General features: G+C 61.7%; 15 protein-coding genes. 3 read left to right on the forward strand and 12 right to left on the reverse strand.

Going from position 1 to position 17,324, the window contains the following annotated elements:
- Positions 1 to 34 precede the first annotated feature (34 nt).
- From AC1DUP_RS23415 to AC1DUP_RS23450, 8 genes are all read right to left on the reverse strand, one after another.
- Entirely contained in the window at positions 35 to 2,569 is a 2,535-nt protein-coding gene (locus tag AC1DUP_RS23415; protein ID WP_477834790.1) for a hypothetical protein, read from the reverse strand.
- A gap of 8 nt (positions 2,570 to 2,577) precedes the next feature.
- The gene (locus AC1DUP_RS23420; RefSeq protein ID WP_113310940.1) at positions 2,578 to 3,090 is read right to left on the reverse strand and encodes a virion core protein, T7 gp14 family; all 513 of its coding nucleotides are present in this window, start codon (positions 3,088 to 3,090) and stop codon (positions 2,578 to 2,580) included.
- Positions 3,083 to 3,505 (reverse strand): hypothetical protein, encoded by a 423-nt coding sequence (locus AC1DUP_RS23425; RefSeq protein ID WP_477834792.1) that lies wholly within the window; start codon positions 3,503 to 3,505, stop codon positions 3,083 to 3,085. Before AC1DUP_RS23425 ends, AC1DUP_RS23420 begins: the two co-directional genes overlap by 8 nt.
- Before the next feature lie 52 nt (positions 3,506 to 3,557).
- Positions 3,558 to 5,657 (reverse strand): phage tail protein, encoded by a 2,100-nt coding sequence (locus AC1DUP_RS23430; protein WP_477834794.1) that lies wholly within the window; start codon positions 5,655 to 5,657, stop codon positions 3,558 to 3,560.
- On the reverse strand, positions 5,650 to 6,285 hold the full coding sequence (locus tag AC1DUP_RS23435; RefSeq protein WP_113310937.1) for a phage connector family protein: 636 nt from the start codon (positions 6,283 to 6,285) through the stop codon (positions 5,650 to 5,652). The genes AC1DUP_RS23430 and AC1DUP_RS23435 overlap by 8 nt, the downstream gene beginning before the upstream one ends.
- Positions 6,286 to 6,525: 240 nt before the next feature.
- Positions 6,526 to 7,089, reverse strand: a complete 564-nt coding sequence (locus AC1DUP_RS23440; RefSeq protein ID WP_477834796.1) for a hypothetical protein — start codon at positions 7,087 to 7,089, stop codon at positions 6,526 to 6,528.
- Positions 7,090 to 7,242: 153 nt separating this feature from the next.
- Positions 7,243 to 8,040, reverse strand: a complete 798-nt coding sequence (locus tag AC1DUP_RS23445) for a methyltransferase domain-containing protein (RefSeq protein ID WP_113310935.1) — start codon at positions 8,038 to 8,040, stop codon at positions 7,243 to 7,245.
- Between the two features lie 297 nt (positions 8,041 to 8,337).
- Positions 8,338 to 9,282, reverse strand: coding sequence for an AEC family transporter (locus tag AC1DUP_RS23450; protein WP_477834798.1), 945 nt, complete (start codon positions 9,280 to 9,282; stop codon positions 8,338 to 8,340).
- 124 nt (positions 9,283 to 9,406) lie between these two features.
- Between AC1DUP_RS23450 and AC1DUP_RS23455 the strand changes: the two genes are divergently transcribed.
- Positions 9,407 to 10,300, forward strand: coding sequence for a LysR family transcriptional regulator (locus AC1DUP_RS23455; RefSeq protein ID WP_477834800.1), 894 nt, complete (start codon positions 9,407 to 9,409; stop codon positions 10,298 to 10,300).
- A 285-nt stretch (positions 10,301 to 10,585) separates the two neighbouring features.
- On the opposite strand, the gene AC1DUP_RS23460 is transcribed toward AC1DUP_RS23455, so the two are convergent.
- Complete coding sequence (locus AC1DUP_RS23460) at positions 10,586 to 11,530, reverse strand: DUF3616 domain-containing protein (protein ID WP_477834802.1); 945 nt, start codon at positions 11,528 to 11,530, stop codon at positions 10,586 to 10,588.
- Between the two features lie 334 nt (positions 11,531 to 11,864).
- A complete protein-coding gene (locus tag AC1DUP_RS23465; RefSeq protein ID WP_477834804.1) occupies positions 11,865 to 14,477 on the reverse strand; it encodes an AAA family ATPase in 2,613 nt (870 codons plus the stop codon).
- A gap of 152 nt (positions 14,478 to 14,629) precedes the next feature.
- Between AC1DUP_RS23465 and AC1DUP_RS23470 the strand changes: the two genes are divergently transcribed.
- Positions 14,630 to 14,905 carry a DUF4242 domain-containing protein gene (locus AC1DUP_RS23470; protein WP_113310930.1) on the forward strand — a complete coding sequence of 92 codons (276 nt, stop codon included), beginning with the start codon at positions 14,630 to 14,632 and terminating at the stop codon, positions 14,903 to 14,905.
- A 374-nt stretch (positions 14,906 to 15,279) separates the two neighbouring features.
- Here AC1DUP_RS23470 and AC1DUP_RS23475 read toward each other — a convergent pair whose 3' ends face one another.
- Positions 15,280 to 15,630 (reverse strand): nuclear transport factor 2 family protein, encoded by a 351-nt coding sequence (locus AC1DUP_RS23475; protein ID WP_477834806.1) that lies wholly within the window; start codon positions 15,628 to 15,630, stop codon positions 15,280 to 15,282.
- A 124-nt stretch (positions 15,631 to 15,754) separates the two neighbouring features.
- Between AC1DUP_RS23475 and AC1DUP_RS23480 the strand changes: the two genes are divergently transcribed.
- Entirely contained in the window at positions 15,755 to 16,711 is a 957-nt protein-coding gene (locus tag AC1DUP_RS23480) for an AraC family transcriptional regulator (protein WP_477834808.1), read from the forward strand.
- Positions 16,712 to 16,740: 29 nt separating this feature from the next.
- Here the strand turns inward: AC1DUP_RS23480 and AC1DUP_RS23485 are convergent, their stop codons facing one another.
- Complete coding sequence (locus AC1DUP_RS23485; protein WP_477834810.1) at positions 16,741 to 17,178, reverse strand: hypothetical protein; 438 nt, start codon at positions 17,176 to 17,178, stop codon at positions 16,741 to 16,743.
- Between the last annotated feature and the right edge of the window lie 146 nt (positions 17,179 to 17,324).

Genomic DNA, 17,324 nt, shown 5'->3' on the forward strand with positions numbered 1-17,324 from the left:
ACCGCCCAGCAGCCGCATATCCTCATATCGTACATTAACGATTGAGAATAAATGCTTCATATCCATCCTCAATCTGCTTGCGTGTCGGCCTCGGCTTGCCCGGCTTCGTCAGATCCGCCTCGATCGCCATCCTGAGATCCCGCGGAATATCCTCGTACTGCACCGCAATATCGAAACTGGCGTCGTTGGCGCGGCTGTTGGCTTCGAAGATGTAGCCTGAGGTCTCGCTTGCCGGCAGCCCGCGGCCGTGGCTGGGCATGCTGATGACGATCGGCAGGAGCAGGCGGTTGATCATTTTCTGGACGTCGCTTTGCTGCGGGTTCTGGCCGTTGTTGATCGTTTTGAACTCGTCCATCTGGTCCACCAGCATGGTCTGGAACAGGGCAGCGCGGCGGGGGGCTTCACTCGATGAGAGGAAGCCGGCGTTGTTCAGGAGGCCGAGACCTTCGAGCTGCGGGCGGGCGAGTTCGAAGGCGGTGGTGAGGTCGAGGCTTTCGAGGCGTGCCTTGCGCTGGTTGGTTGCAGCCATCTGTTGCCAGCCGGTGACCTTTTCCCAGTCCTTGTCGGAGAGTTTTGCGCGATACTGGAAGGCGTCGATCTGCGCGAAGGCGGCGGGGTCGTTGGCGAACTGCATCTGCAGATCGTAGAGGGTGTGAAGATCGGTGGTCGGCTGGCCGTAGGCGCGGACTTTTTCCTTGTAGTCGAGAAGCGTCGACATGCCTGTGGGGCCAATGGCCTGGCGGATGTGGACCGGCAGTGCCCTCGGGTCGAAGTTGGGGTCGGCGATCACCTGGTTGTTGGCCCATTCCTGCATCTGTACGCGGTTCGCGTCCACCGCCTTTTTCTGCGAGATGCAATAGGATTCCAGCTGCGCGGCAGTGGCGGCGCGCAGGCTGGGATCGGTGATCCCGTTCAGGCCCTCGTCGATCGCTGCAAGGCCGTCGGGGTTGTAGTTCGGCAGGTTCATCGTCTTCTCGTCGACGATGCCGGATGTGCGGAAGCCGATGACCTGATTTGCAGCATGGGCGGTCAGCGCGGTTTCGCCCGCACGTCTGGGATCGGGGCCGAGCACGAGAATATTGCCGTCGGCATCGTAGCCACGGAAGAAGCCGATATGGCCCTTGTCTTCGTTGTTGTTGTTGTTGCTGTTGCGAGTGCCGCTCGTGGTGCCGGCCTGCTGTGCCGTGCCGAGGACGACGAGGTCGCCCGGGCGGGGCGTTTCGGTCGGCAGGCCGAAGCGCAAGAAGGCTTTGGATGCGAGCGTCGCGGCTTCGATGGCGGTGCCGGCAGGGGCTGCTGCGCGCAGAACGCGTGTGGCAAGCGTAGCCAGCCAAGGCTTGAGCGAGGGATCTACCGAGGGGCCGGCGGCGTTTTTCAYGAAACCTGCGAGTGCCACGTCGTCCTTCGCCTTGCCGGGGAAGGCGAGCGTGCCTGCGACGGTGCGGAAATCTTCGGGGCCACTCGGCTGGCGGGAAGGGGCCGGAGGGGCAGCGGTCTGAGCGCCGGTGGTCTGCGAGGCCGTGTTCTGTGAGACTGCGGTTTGAGATGCTGTCGTCGGCGAATTGGCCGGACGGGTGCCCGCGGTGCTGTCGCCGGCGTCCTTTACCTCGAGGCTGCCGGCCTGTCGGCCACTGGATTTTGTGCCTGCGCCGGCGGGCTGGCGGTTATCTGTCTCGCCGTCGGCCGCCTGGGGCTCGGCCTGCGCCGAACCGGGCGAAGCGCCTGTGTCCGGCGCGCCGGTATAGGTCGGGGGAAGGCCGGCGATGATGTCGGCGGCGTTGCGCTTGCCCTTCTCGTTGGTGACGGCAGGTTCCAGTGATTTCAGCAGTTCGGTCTGGTCGGCGGGCAGCAGGCCGGGGGCCGTTCTGGCATATTGCTCGGCCTTGATGGGGCTTTCGTTCGCCATTCGCAGCACGACTTTCTTCGTCGTGTCGGAGACATATTGCGCGCTCTCCCGGGCGAGCTTTTCCTTGCTCCAGCCCTGCATGCGGCCCTGATGCTCGATCTCGGTGATGCCTTTGTGAATGGCGGCGGTGACCTTGGCCGGGTCGTTATAGACGGCGACGGCATCCTCGGCCGAGGACTTGATGCTCTTTTGGGATGTCTCGGCAAACCAGGCCTTGCGCTGGTCGAATGTGTGGCGGATCGTGCTGTCCAGCAGGGTGCTCATGCTGCTGCGGGTGGCCTCCTCATAGGCGCGCGCCGCACCGGGCCTCAGGCCCTTGCCAAATTCGGCGCGTTTCTGCTCGGCGAGCTTTTCGAAGGCGGCGCGGCCCTCAACGGCGGCGCGGCCGGTCAGCGTCAGGAAGCCGTTCTTGCCATGAAGCGCCTCGCGCTGCCAGTCGCCCAATTTCGTTTGGCGATCCTTGGCGGCGTTGGCATTGTCCAGCTCTTCGACCGTCACGACGGCATCGGCCAGCGTGCCGAGGCCGGTGGCGGCATTCTGCATGCCGCGGCCGATGGCGGCGCCGAAGGCCTCGGCATCAGCCTTGACCGTGAAGCCCTCGGTATATTCCGGGCGAAGTGCTACGTGCTGCTGCGTATCCTGATAGGTTGGAACGGTCGGCATTCATCACCTCACTTGAAATAGCCGAGGGCCTGGCCCTGCGTATAAACCTTGCCCGAGCCGCCGAGGATCGTTCCTACGGCATCGAGGTAGCCACCCTTGACGGCGGCATCGGCGCGCATGCGGTCGAGCTTGGCGCTCGCCAGCTGGTTGGTGCCCTGCATCCTGTAGCCATAGGCTTCGCGATAGGCATTGGTGCGCACGTTCAACGCATCGATCTCGCCCATTTTAGCCGTGTCGACGATCGTATCGAGCGGTGAGCCGAAGGTGAGGTCGACGCCGTTTGCGGCCATCGCCGCGCGCTGGCGGCCTTCGAGTTGCGAGGTCTGCAGGCGCTTCTGTTGCTCTTCCTGCTTGCCGCGTTCGATCGCGTCCTTTGCCTGCTTGTCGGCAATCTGGGCATTCATTTCGGCGACCTGGGCGTTGTATTTGTTCGCCTCGCTGGTCGCCTTTGCCTGCTGCACCTGACCGGCTGCGCCGAGAAGCGTCGAGCCCAATGTCAGTGCAAGACCAAGATCACACATCGGTCTCTCCCATTTCAAAGAGTTGGCCCATTTCGAAGAGCCGGAATGGATGCCCGTTGATCTCCACAGGCTCGAAAAGCCGGAAGCCCAGCCATTCGAGCCAGCGCAGGGAGACCGTGTTGCGCGCATCCACGAAGTTTCTGATCACGGCATAACGGCTCAACAGTTGAGCAGGCCAATCACGTGAGATCCGAAGAAAGGCACGGAAGTTTTCCTCCACCGCATCCGTGCCGAGCAGCCAGGGCGCGCCGATGCCGGTGAGGATGTTGATATCGCCGACACCCCACATCACCTCGGGCCGGCCATCGAAAAACGCGGTCCAGGCGAGCGACGAGTGGCGGTAGGAGAAGGAGAGCGCCGAGATCGGCGAGCGGCCCGAGGCGGCGAAGACTTCGTCGCGGTCGGCGGCCCGCATTCGCGCAGCAATCTCTCTGATATGGTCGGGCCTCGCCGGCATGATCGCGATCTCAGCGGCCAAGGGTGACATCCGGCATGATGGAGAGGATCGTCATCGGCAGCGGGTCGAACTGTTTCACCCACATGGCGCCGCTGGTGTTCCAGTCCCAATAGGGGGTGATGGTGAGATCGCCGGTATAGAGGCTGATCGCCTCGTTCCAGTTTTCGTTGCGGCGCTGCTTGTATTCCACCAGCACATTGCTGTCGCGTTCGCCATCCTGCGGCCCGGTGAAGATGCCGCGGGTGTTTTCCACCCGGAAGGTCACTTCGGAGACGGATTTGGTGCGGCCCTGCACGGTGCCGAGGCCCTGCACCTGGCCGACATCGAGATCGAGCGTTTCGATGGCCGCCGTCACCGGCAGGCCGATATGGATTTTCGAAGCGGCGTTCTGCAGCCGCACGCTGCCACCGCTGACGGTCAGATTGCGCACCACATTGCCGTCGGCAAGCGCCACGACGGCTTGACCCTCGAGATGACCAAGTCCGGTGATGGTCGCGGCGGGCGGACCCTGATAAGTCAGTCCGCAATCGACGAAGAAGGCATCCTCGACAGCGTCGAAGGCGCGGCTGTGCAGCCGCTCGATATAGCGTTTCCGGGTGCCATTGACCGTGCGGCGCACGATGAAATAGGGCACATCCTCGCCATTCTCCTCGATGACGGTCACATCCTCGAAGAAGGCGTCATTGCCGGGGCCGCTTTCATGGCGGGTCCAGGCCCAGACATCCTGCTCCTTCATGTAGGTGAGCGACACCAGTGCGCCGTCGTCGAGCACGACCCAGACCACGGAGTCGGGCGCCTGCGCATAATCCCAGGCTGATATCTCGCGGCCCTTGAAAAGGTGGCGGGCAAGGATGGTCAGGTCCTTCCCGACATAGCTGTCCTGCGTATAGTCATAGGAGAAATCGCGCACCACGCCGCCAAGGCGCTGGGCAAAGAGCACAGTATTGCCGACGACGATCGGCTGCACCTTGGCGGCGCCACGATAGCCCTGGTTATCGAGCTTGATGGCGGAGGGCGAAATCGCATCCGCGGTCGAGCCGCCGGTGACGATCCATTCGGAACCCGATGTCAGCAGCAGCAGGCCGCGCACCGAGATCATCGAGCGGATCTCGTTCACCTGCCGGGCGCGGATGCGGAAGGTCACGGCATCGCTTGCCTTGGCGGGCGAGGAGACGCTGAAATTTTCGTAATTGGCGGATTGGCTGAGYCAGACGGCCTGCGGATCGCTGGAGGTCGAGGCGAAGGCGAGCCGCTGCTCGATGAAGGTCACACAGCGCGGATAATTGCCCGCCGCATTGAAGGGGTTGCGGCCGGTTTGCGGCGTGTCTGAGAGGTCGGGCGTGATGTTCTCGTCATCGAAGGTGAGGCCGGTCGTGCCGCCGACATAGCCGAAGATGCCGTTATCATCGCGATAGACGATGTAGCGCGCCGCGCCCGTGACGGCGGCCCAGGCGACACGGTTGATGCCGCCCTGGATGGCGAGGTCGTTGACGGTGGCGCCGGCATTGGAGGGCAGGCTTTCCTCGCCGCTGTCGGCGACGGAAGAAATGCAGTAGCGGTATGTGGTTGCCACATAGCCGGGCTTGCCTGATGTATCACCGGGCTTGGTGACCGAAGGCGTGCCCGCCGGCGGATTGATCAGCGGCTTGAACAGGACCGTCGTCAGCGTCCAGTTATTGTCGGCCAGCCGCCCGAGCTTTCGCACGGGGTGATTGACGTGGCAGAGATAGAGCACATCGGCTTCCTGCACGAAGACCAGATCCTGCACGTCCGCTGCCGTATAGGCGGTCACGACCTCGTAGGGAGCGGCGCCGGTCAGCACCAGCCCGCCATCGCGGAAGATGCGGATATATTGGTGGCCGAATTCCAGGATATAGGTCTGCTCGGTATTGAACTGGAAGCGGATCAGCCGGGCCTGTTTCGTGCTGTCCTTGATCTCGTGGATGAATTGCAGCCCGGCCCGGTTCGACACGCCGCCATGCGGGTGCACGAAGACATTCAGCGCCGTGCGCAAGCCGCTTTGATACTTGGTGAGATCGACGCGGGCGCCAAGTGCCGGCGAAAGCTCGCCTGCGGTGAAGGAGGGCTGGTAAGCGCGAAAATCAGCCATGGGCGCGCACCGCAATCAGTTCGCTGACGAAATTCTCGCTCGTGTGCCTCACCTGATTGGCCTCGGCCTGTTCGGCGGCGGCCCGCGTGCTCTGGGCAATCGCCATCGCATCGGCGCGAATTTTCGGATCGCGCGTCAGCGGCATGGCAAGCCGCACGGCCAGATGCCAGGAGAGCGCTTCGACGAAGAGCGGCGAATATTTCGTCGGGTCGGTCAGGCGGCAGGTATAGCGCAGGAGCACCGGCGAGAGATCGCAATAGAGCCTGTCGCCTTCGAGCGCGTAAGGGTACTGCAGCTCGCGCCCGGCCTCGTCGAGATCGGGGTTCAGCGCTTCGGGCGTCGCGGCGGCATCGGTGGAATAACGCGGCCGGATCCAGCGGATCTGCAGGCAATCGGCCGGCCGCGCATAGGAATGGCGCCAGACCCCCGGCTTGTCATTCTCCAGTTCGCCCAGCGACAGCGTCTTGCCGGCGGCCTGCCAGGAAAAGGACTGCAGCAGCACATCGCGCGTCTGCGCATAGAACTGATTGCAGGCGCGCGCTTCGGCGCTCTTTTCGGTGAGATCGTTGATATTGTCCTTGCCGATATTGGAAAGGGCGAGATTGCAGATAGAGACGACAGTAGCCATGAACCAACCTCTTGAGTTGGGCTAGGGCTAGCGTGGGGATGGTTGTTGGGGTGAAGTGGCGCTACACCTTCACCGTGACGACGCGAACAGAAGAGCCCGCCCCAAAGCCGCCGGCGTGGGGAACTTAACGTGCCGCGACCGTTTTCCACATCCTTGACCTATCGGGAGAGCGAGACGGTGCCACAACTTTGTCCCTCCCAGAATCGTTTCGCCCAAACGGCATTGGCTGGCTCCCACCTATCAGGAGTCGCCAATCATACTGCAGGTGTACTTGCTGTAGGTGCCATAGTCGGTGATCCAGCCGTTGTCTTCGAAATACCGGTTCTGGCCAGGTCCGGAAATGACCGTCACATCCTTGCCGGTACGCTGCAGGATATTGTCATGCACCGTCTTTGCCGTTTCCGGAAAGGAGAAGCTGTAATAGAAATCCGACATGCAGCCGCCGCCGGCATTCAGGGCGTAGATCGGCAGGCTGAACTGGTTGAACCGGCTTCCGAAATATTCCCCGACCGTGTTGACCACCACCGCTGGTCCTTCGTTCGAGATGCAGGTCGCCGATATCCTGCTTTCCATGGCCTTCAGGCTTTGCCTGGTCGCGTCGGGCAGGGCGAGGTTGTTGATGAGCATTTCCTTGTCGTCGGCATTGTAGGAAAGTCCGCCCTCGGCAAAGGCGCAATTGACAGGGTCGGGAAAGAGTGTTTCCGCCCATTTGTCTACGGCAATTCTTGACGTCGGAAGAAGAACAGTCGTCGAGAAAAGCATTGCAACTGACATGCCGTGAAAATTGAAAAGCAATGACAACATCTATATTCGCCCCTAACCCCACATGCAGGTTGCATGGCAGGCGCGAATTTTCAACATGGATTTTCCTGCAAAATCTCGGCAACTGATTTCCGCTGCGATGGTGCTCCAAACTTGTCGGGTGGCTGACCTGGCAATGAAGGAGAGACAAGCCACTCACCCCGCATTGCGGCTCACAAACAACCCCGTCTCCTTACCCACCTCCAGTACACCGCCGCCCGTGCGAAACGCCTCCGAGATCGCCGCCCGAAAAGCCGCAAGCTCTTCCTCGCTCGCCCTGTCCCCCGGCGGATAGGATGTCAGCGCCAGGAACACATCCTCCGGCTCCGTTATCCGCATATGGGCCGGGTGCTCGGTCATCGTCACATTGCCGAACTGCGCCTGCATCAGCCGTCCCGCCGTCTCATAGCCGAAGGCGGCACCCGCGGGGTCGTAGGGCGGGCTGCCGAACACCGTCGTCAGCTCGTACATGCCCCGCATGTTGTTGGCACCATTGGTGGTCACTGCAAGGTGACCGCCCGGTTTCAGCACGCGGTGCATTTCGGCAATCGCCTGCGCCTGATCGGCGACGTGGTAGAGCATGTGCATGGCGACGACGGTGTCGAACGTCCCGTCGTCGAAGGGCAGGGCGGTGGCGTCGGCCTGCTTTCCGGTGACTTCCGCGAAGGCGAGCGAGCGGCAGCGATCGAGTCCTTCCTGCAGCATGCCGGGGGAGAGATCGGCAAGCGTGAGATGCAGATCGTCGGGCAGTTCGGTTGCCACGGAAGCCCAGAACCAGGCGGGGCCGCAGCCGATATCCAGCACCTGATCGCCTGACTTGAGGGGAAGCTGTCTTGCCACCCAGGGAAACCAGCCGGTTTCGGCGATCGTATATTCGCGGTTCAGGCGCCCGCGCGCGGCAAGCTTGCGGCTGTCGCTATATTGCTCGTTATTGCCTGTGGTGATGGATGACATGGCTGGCCCTGCTTCCCTCAATGTCAGATGGAATGAATCCGGCGGCTGATCCTGCATCTTTGCCGCGAGTGGGGCAATTGCGATATCTGGCCTTTGACGGGCGGGCGGTTGCCGCGCTCAACCGCACCTGCTACCTCACCCCTCAGCCATCGCCGGCCTCGAAGGAGAAACAGTGAAGAACCCCATCTTTCTCGTCATCGCGAGCCTCTTCATTCTGGTGGCGATCGCCGGCCTTGCGATCAGCTCGGCGCGGCTGATCGGCCTGTTCGGCTGAGCAGTGACAGGGAGCGGCTGCGTCTAGACCTTCCCCGCAAGCGCCAGATAGGCCGAGATCGTCAACACCGAAAGCACCGTCGAGGCGAGCACGACGCGGCCGGTGAGGCTTGCTTCGCGGCCGTAGAATTCCGCCAGCATGAACGGGCCGGTGCCGGTCGGCAGCGCTGCGAGCAGCACGGCGGTATGGGTGGCGGCCGGCGGCAGGTTGAGCAGCGGTGCGGCGATCAGCCAGGTGACGACGGGCTGGGCGACCAGCTTCAGGCCGACGAGAATGCTCGCAGTCGTCGCCCGGGCGCTTGCTTCGCCGGCCCTGTTGCCGGCCAGAAACAGGCCGAGCGCGATCAGCGCGCAGGGTGAGGCTGCCCCGCCCAGAAGCTTCAGGAAGGCATCCATGGGAGCGGGGAGCGAGACACCCGAGAGCATGACCAGCGCGCCGAGGGCGGGGGCGACGAGTAGCGGGTTTTTCGCCAGCGACCGGGCGGTCTTGATGGCGATATCGCGCCGCCGGGTTTCGGATTGCAGGCCGCCTTCGATGAGGATGATGGCGACGGCGAAGAGCACGCAGACGGTGAGGATGGTCGAGATCAGCGTCGGCGCCATGCCGGTGTCGCCGACGAGCGACAGGACGAGCGGAAATCCGATGAAGCCGGTATTGGCATAACTCGCGTTCAGCCCGTCGATCGCGGCATCGGCGAGATGCCGGCCCTTGGCGACGCGCCAGCAGAGTGTGGCGCCGAAGATGACGGCGCAGCCTGATGTAAACGCGATAATGAAGCCCGGCTGCCAGATCTCGGCGGGTTTGGCATTGGCCATGATGTCGAAGAGCAGAGCGGGCAAGGCGAGGTAGACGACCAGTCGGTTCACTTCCCGCGTGGCATGTTCGCCGAGCGCCCCGGTCTTGCGGGCGATCCAGCCGGCAAGGATGAGGGCAAAGATCGGCAGGACAATCGAAAGGTTCGTCAGCATTTAAGGTAACTCGGCGAAATTCTTGGCTGGGGCGATCGTTGCCTCGCGTGATCATTGCCTAACGTCCCGGATCAAGATAATCCAATGTCATCTTGAGCACTGATTGATACTTCTGGGGTATCGAATGGACACTCGCCACATGCGCATTTTCGTGGCGCTGGCCGAAACGCTGCATTTCGGCCATGCGGCCGCACGTATGAATATGAGCCAGCCGCCCTTCAGCCGGCAGATATCGGCGATCGAAAAGACGCTCGGTGTGACGCTCTTCGAGCGCAATTCGCGCAATGTGGCGCTGACGCCCGCCGGCCAGCATTTCCTTGCCGATTGCCGTGCCGTGCTCGAAGGTTTCGATGCCGCCTGCCGGGATGTGCAACTGGTCGCCAGCGGCATGAAGGGCGAGCTGAAACTCGGCTTCATGATGCATGCCGCCCATAGCGTCATCCCGGCGCTGGTGCGGCTCTACTCAGAGGCGCGGCCGGATGTGCGGCTGATCCTCGAAGAGCGCATACCCACCGATATCGAGGACATGCTGGCCGAAGGGAAACTCGATGCCGCCGTCACCTTCGGCGGTGGTGCCGCGCCGCATCTGAGAACATTGCTGCTTGCCCGCGACCGGCTGTGCCTGATCGCACCGTCAGGCCATCGGCTGGCCGAGGCCGATAGCATCGGCCCGCAGTCGCTGTCGGGCGAAAAGCTGATCGCCGCGCCGGCAGCCGTGGCGCCGACGCTGCGTTCGGCAATTTCCCTCTACTGCGCCGGTGGCGGCGTCATCCCGCATTACGCCTTCGAGCCGCGCCTGCAGCACACGATCATCCGGCTGGTGCAGGAGGGACTCGGCGTGGCGCTGATCCCACAATCGCTTTGCGGTGACCTTGTGGAGGGGGTGGTGTCGAGAGCGCTCGACGCTGCGCCGGAATTCGATGTCGTGCTCTGCGCCTCACGGGCTGCCAGGAACCCGGCCGTGCCGCAACTGTTCGAGGTGGCGGCTGGCGCGGGCGGGCGTCGAGGAGAGGGATGATGTTTTCGGCAGGGGTGCCCTTCCGATGTTTCGGGATATTGGGCCCCTGCGATTGAAGGACCCGCCCCAAACCCCTCCCCATACAGGGGAGGGGCCCAACCTGCCGCGCCGCTCCTGCGCTCTTCACCGTTTCAGGATAGGCGAGGCGGTGCCGCCCCTGGTGTCTCCCCTTGTGGGAAGGGTTGGGGCGGTGTTTTTGACTCCACGTGTCCTCGTAAACCGGCTTGATGAGCGGAAAAGGTTCTGGCCGCCGCCTCGCCCCTCGATTTCGCGTTGCCGAAGCGCTCAGAATTTCACGTCGACGGCGGGAAAGAAGGCGTCCTTGGGCGGATCCTTGTCGGCGCATTCCGCGCCATTGACCAGCGCACCGCCGCTATCGCTCAGGATTTCGCCCTCGTGATCGCTCCAGACCACGATTGCCTCCGGCGTCATTCCCGAGAAATCAGCGTCGGGACCGGGCGTCACCTTGCCTTCGGCATTTCCATCCCACCAGAAAAGTTTTGGCGCAGGTTTGCCGCCATCGGGCTCGGAGCCTGCCAGGACGAGATATCGGCTGCCGACCCGCGCAATGTCGCGCACGCCACGGCCGGTCGTTCCCGCTCCATCGGAAAGGTCCATCGTGACGACACGGGTAATTTGCGCAGATCCCACGTCGCCAGGTCCCAGCTTGACCAGCTGCAGTGGATTGGCGAGCTCGAGCAGGATGGCGCGGTCATCGGGCACCGGCCCCCGCAAGCCGATCAGAAGATGCCCGTCGGGCGTTGCTGCCAGACCTTCGATGTTGACGCGGGTTTTCAAACTGTCTTCGCTGCTGCCGAGCGCCTTGGCCATGTCCGCACGAAGATTGCGATAGACCTCGCCCGAGTTGGACAATGTCCCATCGGCCGACACGCTGGTGGCAAATAATTCCTTGCGCTTTTTCTTGTCTTCCCCGCTGCTGTTCAGCGAATGGGATGTGAGCCAGAATATGGTGTCGCCGATACGGGCGCTGCCTTCAATGTCCGTCACGTCATCGACCGCGAACTTGGAGACCGGTTCCGGCTTTCCCTGCTGATAGATCATGATTGCGGAGAAATCGTCGCTTGCGACCGCTACATGCGACGCATCGACCAAGGCTGCGGCCGAGGCCTCGCAGATGCCACGATAGGTGTGGTTTCCTGCATTGGCCGCCAGCGGGCCGGCGAGCGAAGAAAGTACGGCCAAAAGGATCACGCGGCTGCTATTGCTCATGCGACAAGCCCCCCGTCTCGACGCCTAGCCTCCCGGTTAGGTGGCAAGTCGGAAAATAAACTCTCTCGGAAGGTGCATGTCAAGATAATATTTAATAATTAATCACGGATCGACTGTTGTGGTTGCTGCAAAATTCAGTTCTGCCTTTTCAATTATAGACCGGTTTGATTTTCATAAATAACATTCATCTTAACGAGTTCTGTTCTGCATGCGTCACGATCAGACTAGCTTTGCATGGCCCGCCAATTTTCAAGATGAAGTATATTTATTCTTGAGAACATTGTGGAAGCTTCCTCTGAAGTGCCGGTGCGGGCAGGTGGCCGGAACGCGTGACCTATTGCAGCAACCCCAGCTTCCGCCCTTCGGCCGCCGCCTGGCCCCTGGATTTCGCGTTCAGTTTGGCGAGGATCGAGGAGATGTGGTGATCGATGGTTTTGGCCGAGACGAACAGGCGCGCGCCGATTTCGGCATTCGAGCGGCCCTCGTCGATCAGCCGCAACACGTCCATTTCCCTTGTCGTGAGGCCGGCGGCGTTGGCCTGGGTGCTCGCCCTCGGGCCGCGGGTCGCAAGCCGACCGTTGCGCTTGCGGATCATGTCCTTCACATGGGCAACCACGGCGGTGGCGTTGAGTGCTTCCAGTAACGTCAGGGCACGGTAGAGCGCATCATTGTCGCCGTCGAGCAGGGCAAGTGCTGCGAGATAGGGCGCGCGGCGGTCTGTCCAGATATCGGCGGCTTCCTGCCATCTGCCCTTGAGCATGGCAATCACGGCAGCGTCGCCCTCCATAGTGTCAGGCGCAAGGCCGGTAACGCCCAGAATATGCGCCCAGAAGCCGATCATCGAACCTGCCGCATCGTCGCTGCAGAGTGCGGCGGCCTGTCGAAGGCCGGCGAGTGCCTCGTCCCGGTCGCAGAGGCCGAGCCAGGCGCGCTCGGCCATCAGCGCGGCATAGGCCGACAGACGCTGGAATTCGAAGGTGTTTTCGAGGAATTTCGTCATTTCCTGCAGCAGCTCGTCCGTTGTTTCGCCGCGCCGCGTTCTGAGTGTCGCCAGCGCCACGAGCGAGGGATAGCGGGAAAGGGCCGGCGCATTCTGGTTGTCGACGACGGCCTGCGCCGCCGCTCCTGCCTCCTCCCAGCGGCCGAGGAAGGTCAGCAGTTCGGCCAGCTCGCCGCGCATATAGTCGCGCCAGGTATCGAGATCGTGCTCGATGCAATAGGCAATGCCGCGCGTCAGCACATCTTCGGCCGCAGCCGTGGCATGGAGCTGGATTTCCACCCAGGCGCGGTTGGTGAAGGCGCGCGCCGCATGTTCCTGGAAGCCGTGGTCGAGGGCGATTGCCAGTGCCTCTTCCAGCGTCTGCCGGGCGCGATCGGGCTCGCGCCAGCAGATGGCGGTGCCGACATTGTTCAACGCGTGGCAGAGCACCTCGGGCCTGGCAATATCGTCCGACGTCACCAGCGCGATGGCGCGCTCGCCGTAAAGCATCGCCGTCTCGGCATCGCCCGCCAGCATGCCGAGCTGCGAGAGGTTGGAATAGGCCATGGCAAGCTCGGCAGGCGCTGCTGCCTCTTCCAGCGCTTCGACGGCCTCGCGCCCGAAGGCATCGGCGCCCTTGCGATCTCCGGCGAGATAGCTCAGCCGCGACAGCCAGCGCAGGTTGTCGCCGATATGCCTGATATCCCCCAGGGTCCGGTAGAGCGCCAGCGCGCTGGTCTGCGCCGCAATAGCCCGTTCCATCTGGCCGATCAGGTGGCATTCGAAGGCATAACCCTCATAGAGGCAGGCGCGCTCGGCATCGCTGAGGGCGCCTGCATGGGCGAGCGCCAGTTCGTAGTGGCGCACGGCCTGACGGTGGGCTCCGAGCCTTCCGGCCTCGCTTGCCGCCTTCGGCGCAAGTTCCGAGATCGCGGCTGCGTCCTGCGCCTCGTTGGCATGGTGGACCATGCGCGCCACGGACGCATCGCCGCTCTGCCGGAAATAGGCGAGCGCCTTTTCATTCAGCGCGCGGCGGCGAAGCGGCGGCAGCGATTGCTCGATCGCCTGACGTGCAATCTCATGACGGAACATGAAGAGGCCGCCTGCCGGCACCAGAAGCCCGCAGGCCGTACAGGCCTCCAGTGCCGATCGCGCAGAGGTGCCGCAGATCGCCTCGATCAGTTCGGGGGCAAAGGCATCGGGCGAGGTGGAGGCTGCCCAGAGCGCCTCTCTGTGGGCCTCGTCAAGTATATCGGCACGCGCCAGCACGGCATCGCGGATCGTTGTGGGCAGGTGGTCGCGGCTGAGAGGCGGCAGGCAATCGCTGCCCGCGCAATCCACGAGTTCACTGACGAAATAGGCGTTGCCGCCGGTGGCGGAAAAGATCGCTTCGCCATCGAGCCCCTTTGGATCCGCAAGCTCCAGCACGGCGGCTTTCGACAGCGGCGGCACGGCGATGCGCAGCCAATGGGCCGGCGGGATGTCGGCCAGCAGCCGCCGCAGCCGCGTCTGGCCGGGCGTGTCGTCGTTTCTCGCCGTCAGGACTGACAGCAGACAAGTGTTGCGGATACGCCGGCCGATATAGCGGATCAAGTTCAGCGTGGCGTCATCGGCCCAGTGAATATCCTCGATGACGAGTAATGTCGGCTGGCGCTCTGCCGTCAGCAGGTCGAGCACTTCCGAGAAGAGGGAAATCCAGTTGCCGCCCGAAACCCTCGTCAGAGTCCAGCGCGCTTCCCGCGCAATATCCCGCCAGGGGCCGAGCGGCTCGGCTGTGCCGAAATTCTCGCAGGCGCCGGAAAGAACGCGCGTGCCCTCGGGAACGGCACGGGCGAAGGCTGCGGCGAGAGAGGACTTGCCGGCACCGGCTTCCCCTTCGAGGAGGACGACCCTGCCATGGCCGTCGGCGGCATCGCGCAACAACGACTGCAAATGATCGAGATTGGGGGCGCGCTCGATTAGCCGCATGGCGGATTATTGCCAGCATCGCTGCCGGCTGGAAATAGCAGCGTGTCAAAATAGGGCAGGGAGGCGCAGAAAATGGGGAGATATCCCGATGCGGCGCTCTGTCGCGCGGCATAGCGTCCGTCCCGTCACTACCACGCGAACAGGAGGTCGCCATGCCGAAATATCTCATCGAGCGGAACGTTCCCGGTGCAGCCAAGCTCACACCCGAGCAGCTGAAGGAGATTTCCGCCACGTCCAACAAGGTCGTTGCCGGCCTCGACCGCCCCTATAACTGGATCACCAGCTATGTCGCCGGCGACAAGATCTATTGCGTGCACGAGGCCGACAGCGCCGAAACCGTCTACCGCCACGCCCGCGAAGGCGGCTTCCCGGCTGATCTCGTCACCGAGATCGCCTCCGAGATCGGCCCCCAGACCGCACGCGCCTGATCACCCGCGCCGGTCGTTTTGCGAGGGGCAGCGGCCGGCGCTTACCTCGTTCCCTCCTCGGGTTCGGCTCGGGGAGGGGATGGGGGAGGAAGGGAGCACAACCCGCTAGAGCATTTCCGTTTTTCTTCGAATCACGAAAATACTCTATCTCTTTGTTTTCACGCAATTTCGTACGCAAAACCGCTACTCACTTTTGCTGGAATTGCTCTAAAGACCCTGTTGATGACGAAGATTTCGGTGTGATGTCCCAGCTGCCACCAATGGCAGCTATCGGGCCCTTTGCAGACCTTCCTGGATCGCCGACGCAAATGGCGATGAGGCTTGCCAACCTGAAACAAAAAGGTTGCGTCAGTCCGGCGACCCCATCTCAATCTTCAAAAGAAGCCTGCCATATAGACGAACCTTCCGTCACTGTCTGCGCGCACGAAATTATACCCGGTAGCCACCTTCGTTCCGTCCTTCTTATGCATCGACCAGATCGCCATGAGTTCGCCATGGTGGACGAAGAGCTTGTCCATATTGAAATACGTTCCTGGCATCTTTTGCTGAAAACCGTCGATATGCGCAATCAGCCCAGCGCGGGTCTTGCCTTCTCCGCCGGGGTTCGTAAACACCAGATCATCGGCAACGCTCAGCTTGAGAAGCCGCTCGCGTTCTTCGTCAGCCATTGGAGCATATGCAGCTAGATATGCGTGCCAATGTTGTTCGAGCATTTGCGTGGTCATAATAGATTCCTTCGTCGTTCAATCTCTCGTTCACCGCGTTGACGCGGCATGGATCACATTTGTAACGTGCCAATTTTACACGGTCGATAATTCAGACCCCGGAAGAGTTTACCTATAGTACAAAATGGACCCGTTTCTTGAACTGATAGGGCTGCTACGACCTCGCGCCACCTTATTGGGCGGCGGTCTTGATGCCTTTGGACGATGGAGCCTTTCCTTTCGCAAACGCGACGATCTTCTGTTCTGCTGGGTCGAGCGCGGCGAGTTCCAATTGATACGCCCTGACGACGCGCCCGTTCACATCAGGCAGGGAGACTTTTTCCTGATCCGGACCTTCACCCCGTTCACGATGACATCGGACCCATCCCTCCATCCTATCGACAGCGAAACGGCGGTGGCGACTGCGGGGAGCAAGCGGCTGAAGCTAGGGGAAGGCGCGGACAGACCTGTGACGTTGCACGCGGGCAAGTTTGTGTTCGACACAGTCAATGAGGACCTCCTTGCCGGCCTGCTTCCAACCTTCGTCCACATAGAAGGGGAGGATAAATCCCTGGATCGAGTGCGAGTGCTTCTGACGATGAACGAGAACGAGGCGCGACAACCGGGTCCCGCCAGCGAATTCATCGTCACGCGGCTGGTTGAACTCATTCTGGTCGAAATACTGCGGGCGAAACCGCTGCATGTGGACGAAGACCAGGCTGGCCTTCTTGCTGGACTGAGCGATCCGATCACGATGCAGGCGCTGTCGGCGATACATAGGGACGTTGCCTACGGCTGGACCGTCGCCGGACTGGCGAAGCTATGCGGTGTATCGAGGTCTACGTTTGCCACCCGGTTTCGCCAGGTCGTGGGAACTGGACCGATCGAGTATCTGATGCATTGGCGGATGGCGCTTGCCAAGGATCAACTGGCCCGCGGAGCACGTGGGATCGGCGAGATCGGATTGGTTATCGGCTTCCAGTCTTCGAGTGCGTTCAGCACTGCCTTCACGCGGGAGGTGGGATGTTCGCCCAAGCGTTTCATCGGTGTTGCGGCGAAACTCGGCCCTAAGCGGTCATTCGTCGGAAGACCGTACGAGTGAAGATTCGTAAAGCAAATGTGAGGTTGTTTTTAAATTAGTCCGAAGAACGCGATTAACACTTTGCTTTGTTCTGCGTTAAACATCAGGTCGACATCTACATACCGGTACCCCGCTTCCCCTTGATCCGTTGAATAGGTGTAGGTAGTTGCAACATCAAATCGTTGTCCAACTTTGAGGTTCCAAACGCGTTCATGACTGGTTACCGCAGAATGCTCGATAGAAGCGAGATAAGGTCGAGCTGAGATAAGCCGCTTTGCATCTGTTGGGTTGATATCAAAGGCGCAAACGGTGACCGTATCCTGCATTAGCGCAGAACGACATTCGACACTTTCCACTGACTTCGGAAGCGTGTCGACGTTAAGTAACGCGGAAGCGATTTTGCTTGGTCTTGAGACGTAAAAGACCACACATGTTACGGCGACTAAGACGATAGTCGCGTAACCCCCCATTTTCCAACGAGTCTTCAAGTCCCTACCTTCTCCCGATTTAAATCTGGCAGAAAGCATTTCAAATCATCTTGGACTTTGCAATGTCGTCGATAGCGGGGAGTCGAATTCACTGTCGCCATCAATGACCGCAATTGGCGCGAAGCGGACGTCGGTGGCATCTGCGA

The organism is Rhizobium sp. 01L419 (assembly GCF_056400025.1).

Excerpts from the sequence above, each read along its gene's own strand:
- AC1DUP_RS23470 (WP_113310930.1), top strand. The coding sequence starts at position 14,630 with ATGCCGAAATATCTCATCGAGCGGAACGTTCCCGGTGCAGCCAAGCTC.
- AC1DUP_RS23460 (WP_477834802.1), bottom strand. The coding sequence starts at position 11,530 with ATGAGCAATAGCAGCCGCGTGATCCTTTTGGCCGTACTTTCTTCGCTC.
- AC1DUP_RS23480 (WP_477834808.1), top strand. The coding sequence starts at position 15,755 with ATGGACCCGTTTCTTGAACTGATAGGGCTGCTACGACCTCGCGCCACC.
- AC1DUP_RS23435 (WP_113310937.1), bottom strand. The coding sequence starts at position 6,285 with ATGGCTACTGTCGTCTCTATCTGCAATCTCGCCCTTTCCAATATCGGC.
- AC1DUP_RS23440 (WP_477834796.1), bottom strand. The coding sequence starts at position 7,089 with ATGTTGTCATTGCTTTTCAATTTTCACGGCATGTCAGTTGCAATGCTT.
- AC1DUP_RS23450 (WP_477834798.1), bottom strand. The coding sequence starts at position 9,282 with ATGCTGACGAACCTTTCGATTGTCCTGCCGATCTTTGCCCTCATCCTT.
- AC1DUP_RS23465 (WP_477834804.1), bottom strand. The coding sequence starts at position 14,477 with ATGCGGCTAATCGAGCGCGCCCCCAATCTCGATCATTTGCAGTCGTTG.
- AC1DUP_RS23475 (WP_477834806.1), bottom strand. The coding sequence starts at position 15,630 with ATGACCACGCAAATGCTCGAACAACATTGGCACGCATATCTAGCTGCA.
- AC1DUP_RS23425 (WP_477834792.1), bottom strand. The coding sequence starts at position 3,505 with ATGCGGGCCGCCGACCGCGACGAAGTCTTCGCCGCCTCGGGCCGCTCG.
- AC1DUP_RS23445 (WP_113310935.1), bottom strand. The coding sequence starts at position 8,040 with ATGTCATCCATCACCACAGGCAATAACGAGCAATATAGCGACAGCCGC.
- AC1DUP_RS23455 (WP_477834800.1), top strand. The coding sequence starts at position 9,407 with ATGGACACTCGCCACATGCGCATTTTCGTGGCGCTGGCCGAAACGCTG.
- AC1DUP_RS23420 (WP_113310940.1), bottom strand. The coding sequence starts at position 3,090 with ATGTGTGATCTTGGTCTTGCACTGACATTGGGCTCGACGCTTCTCGGC.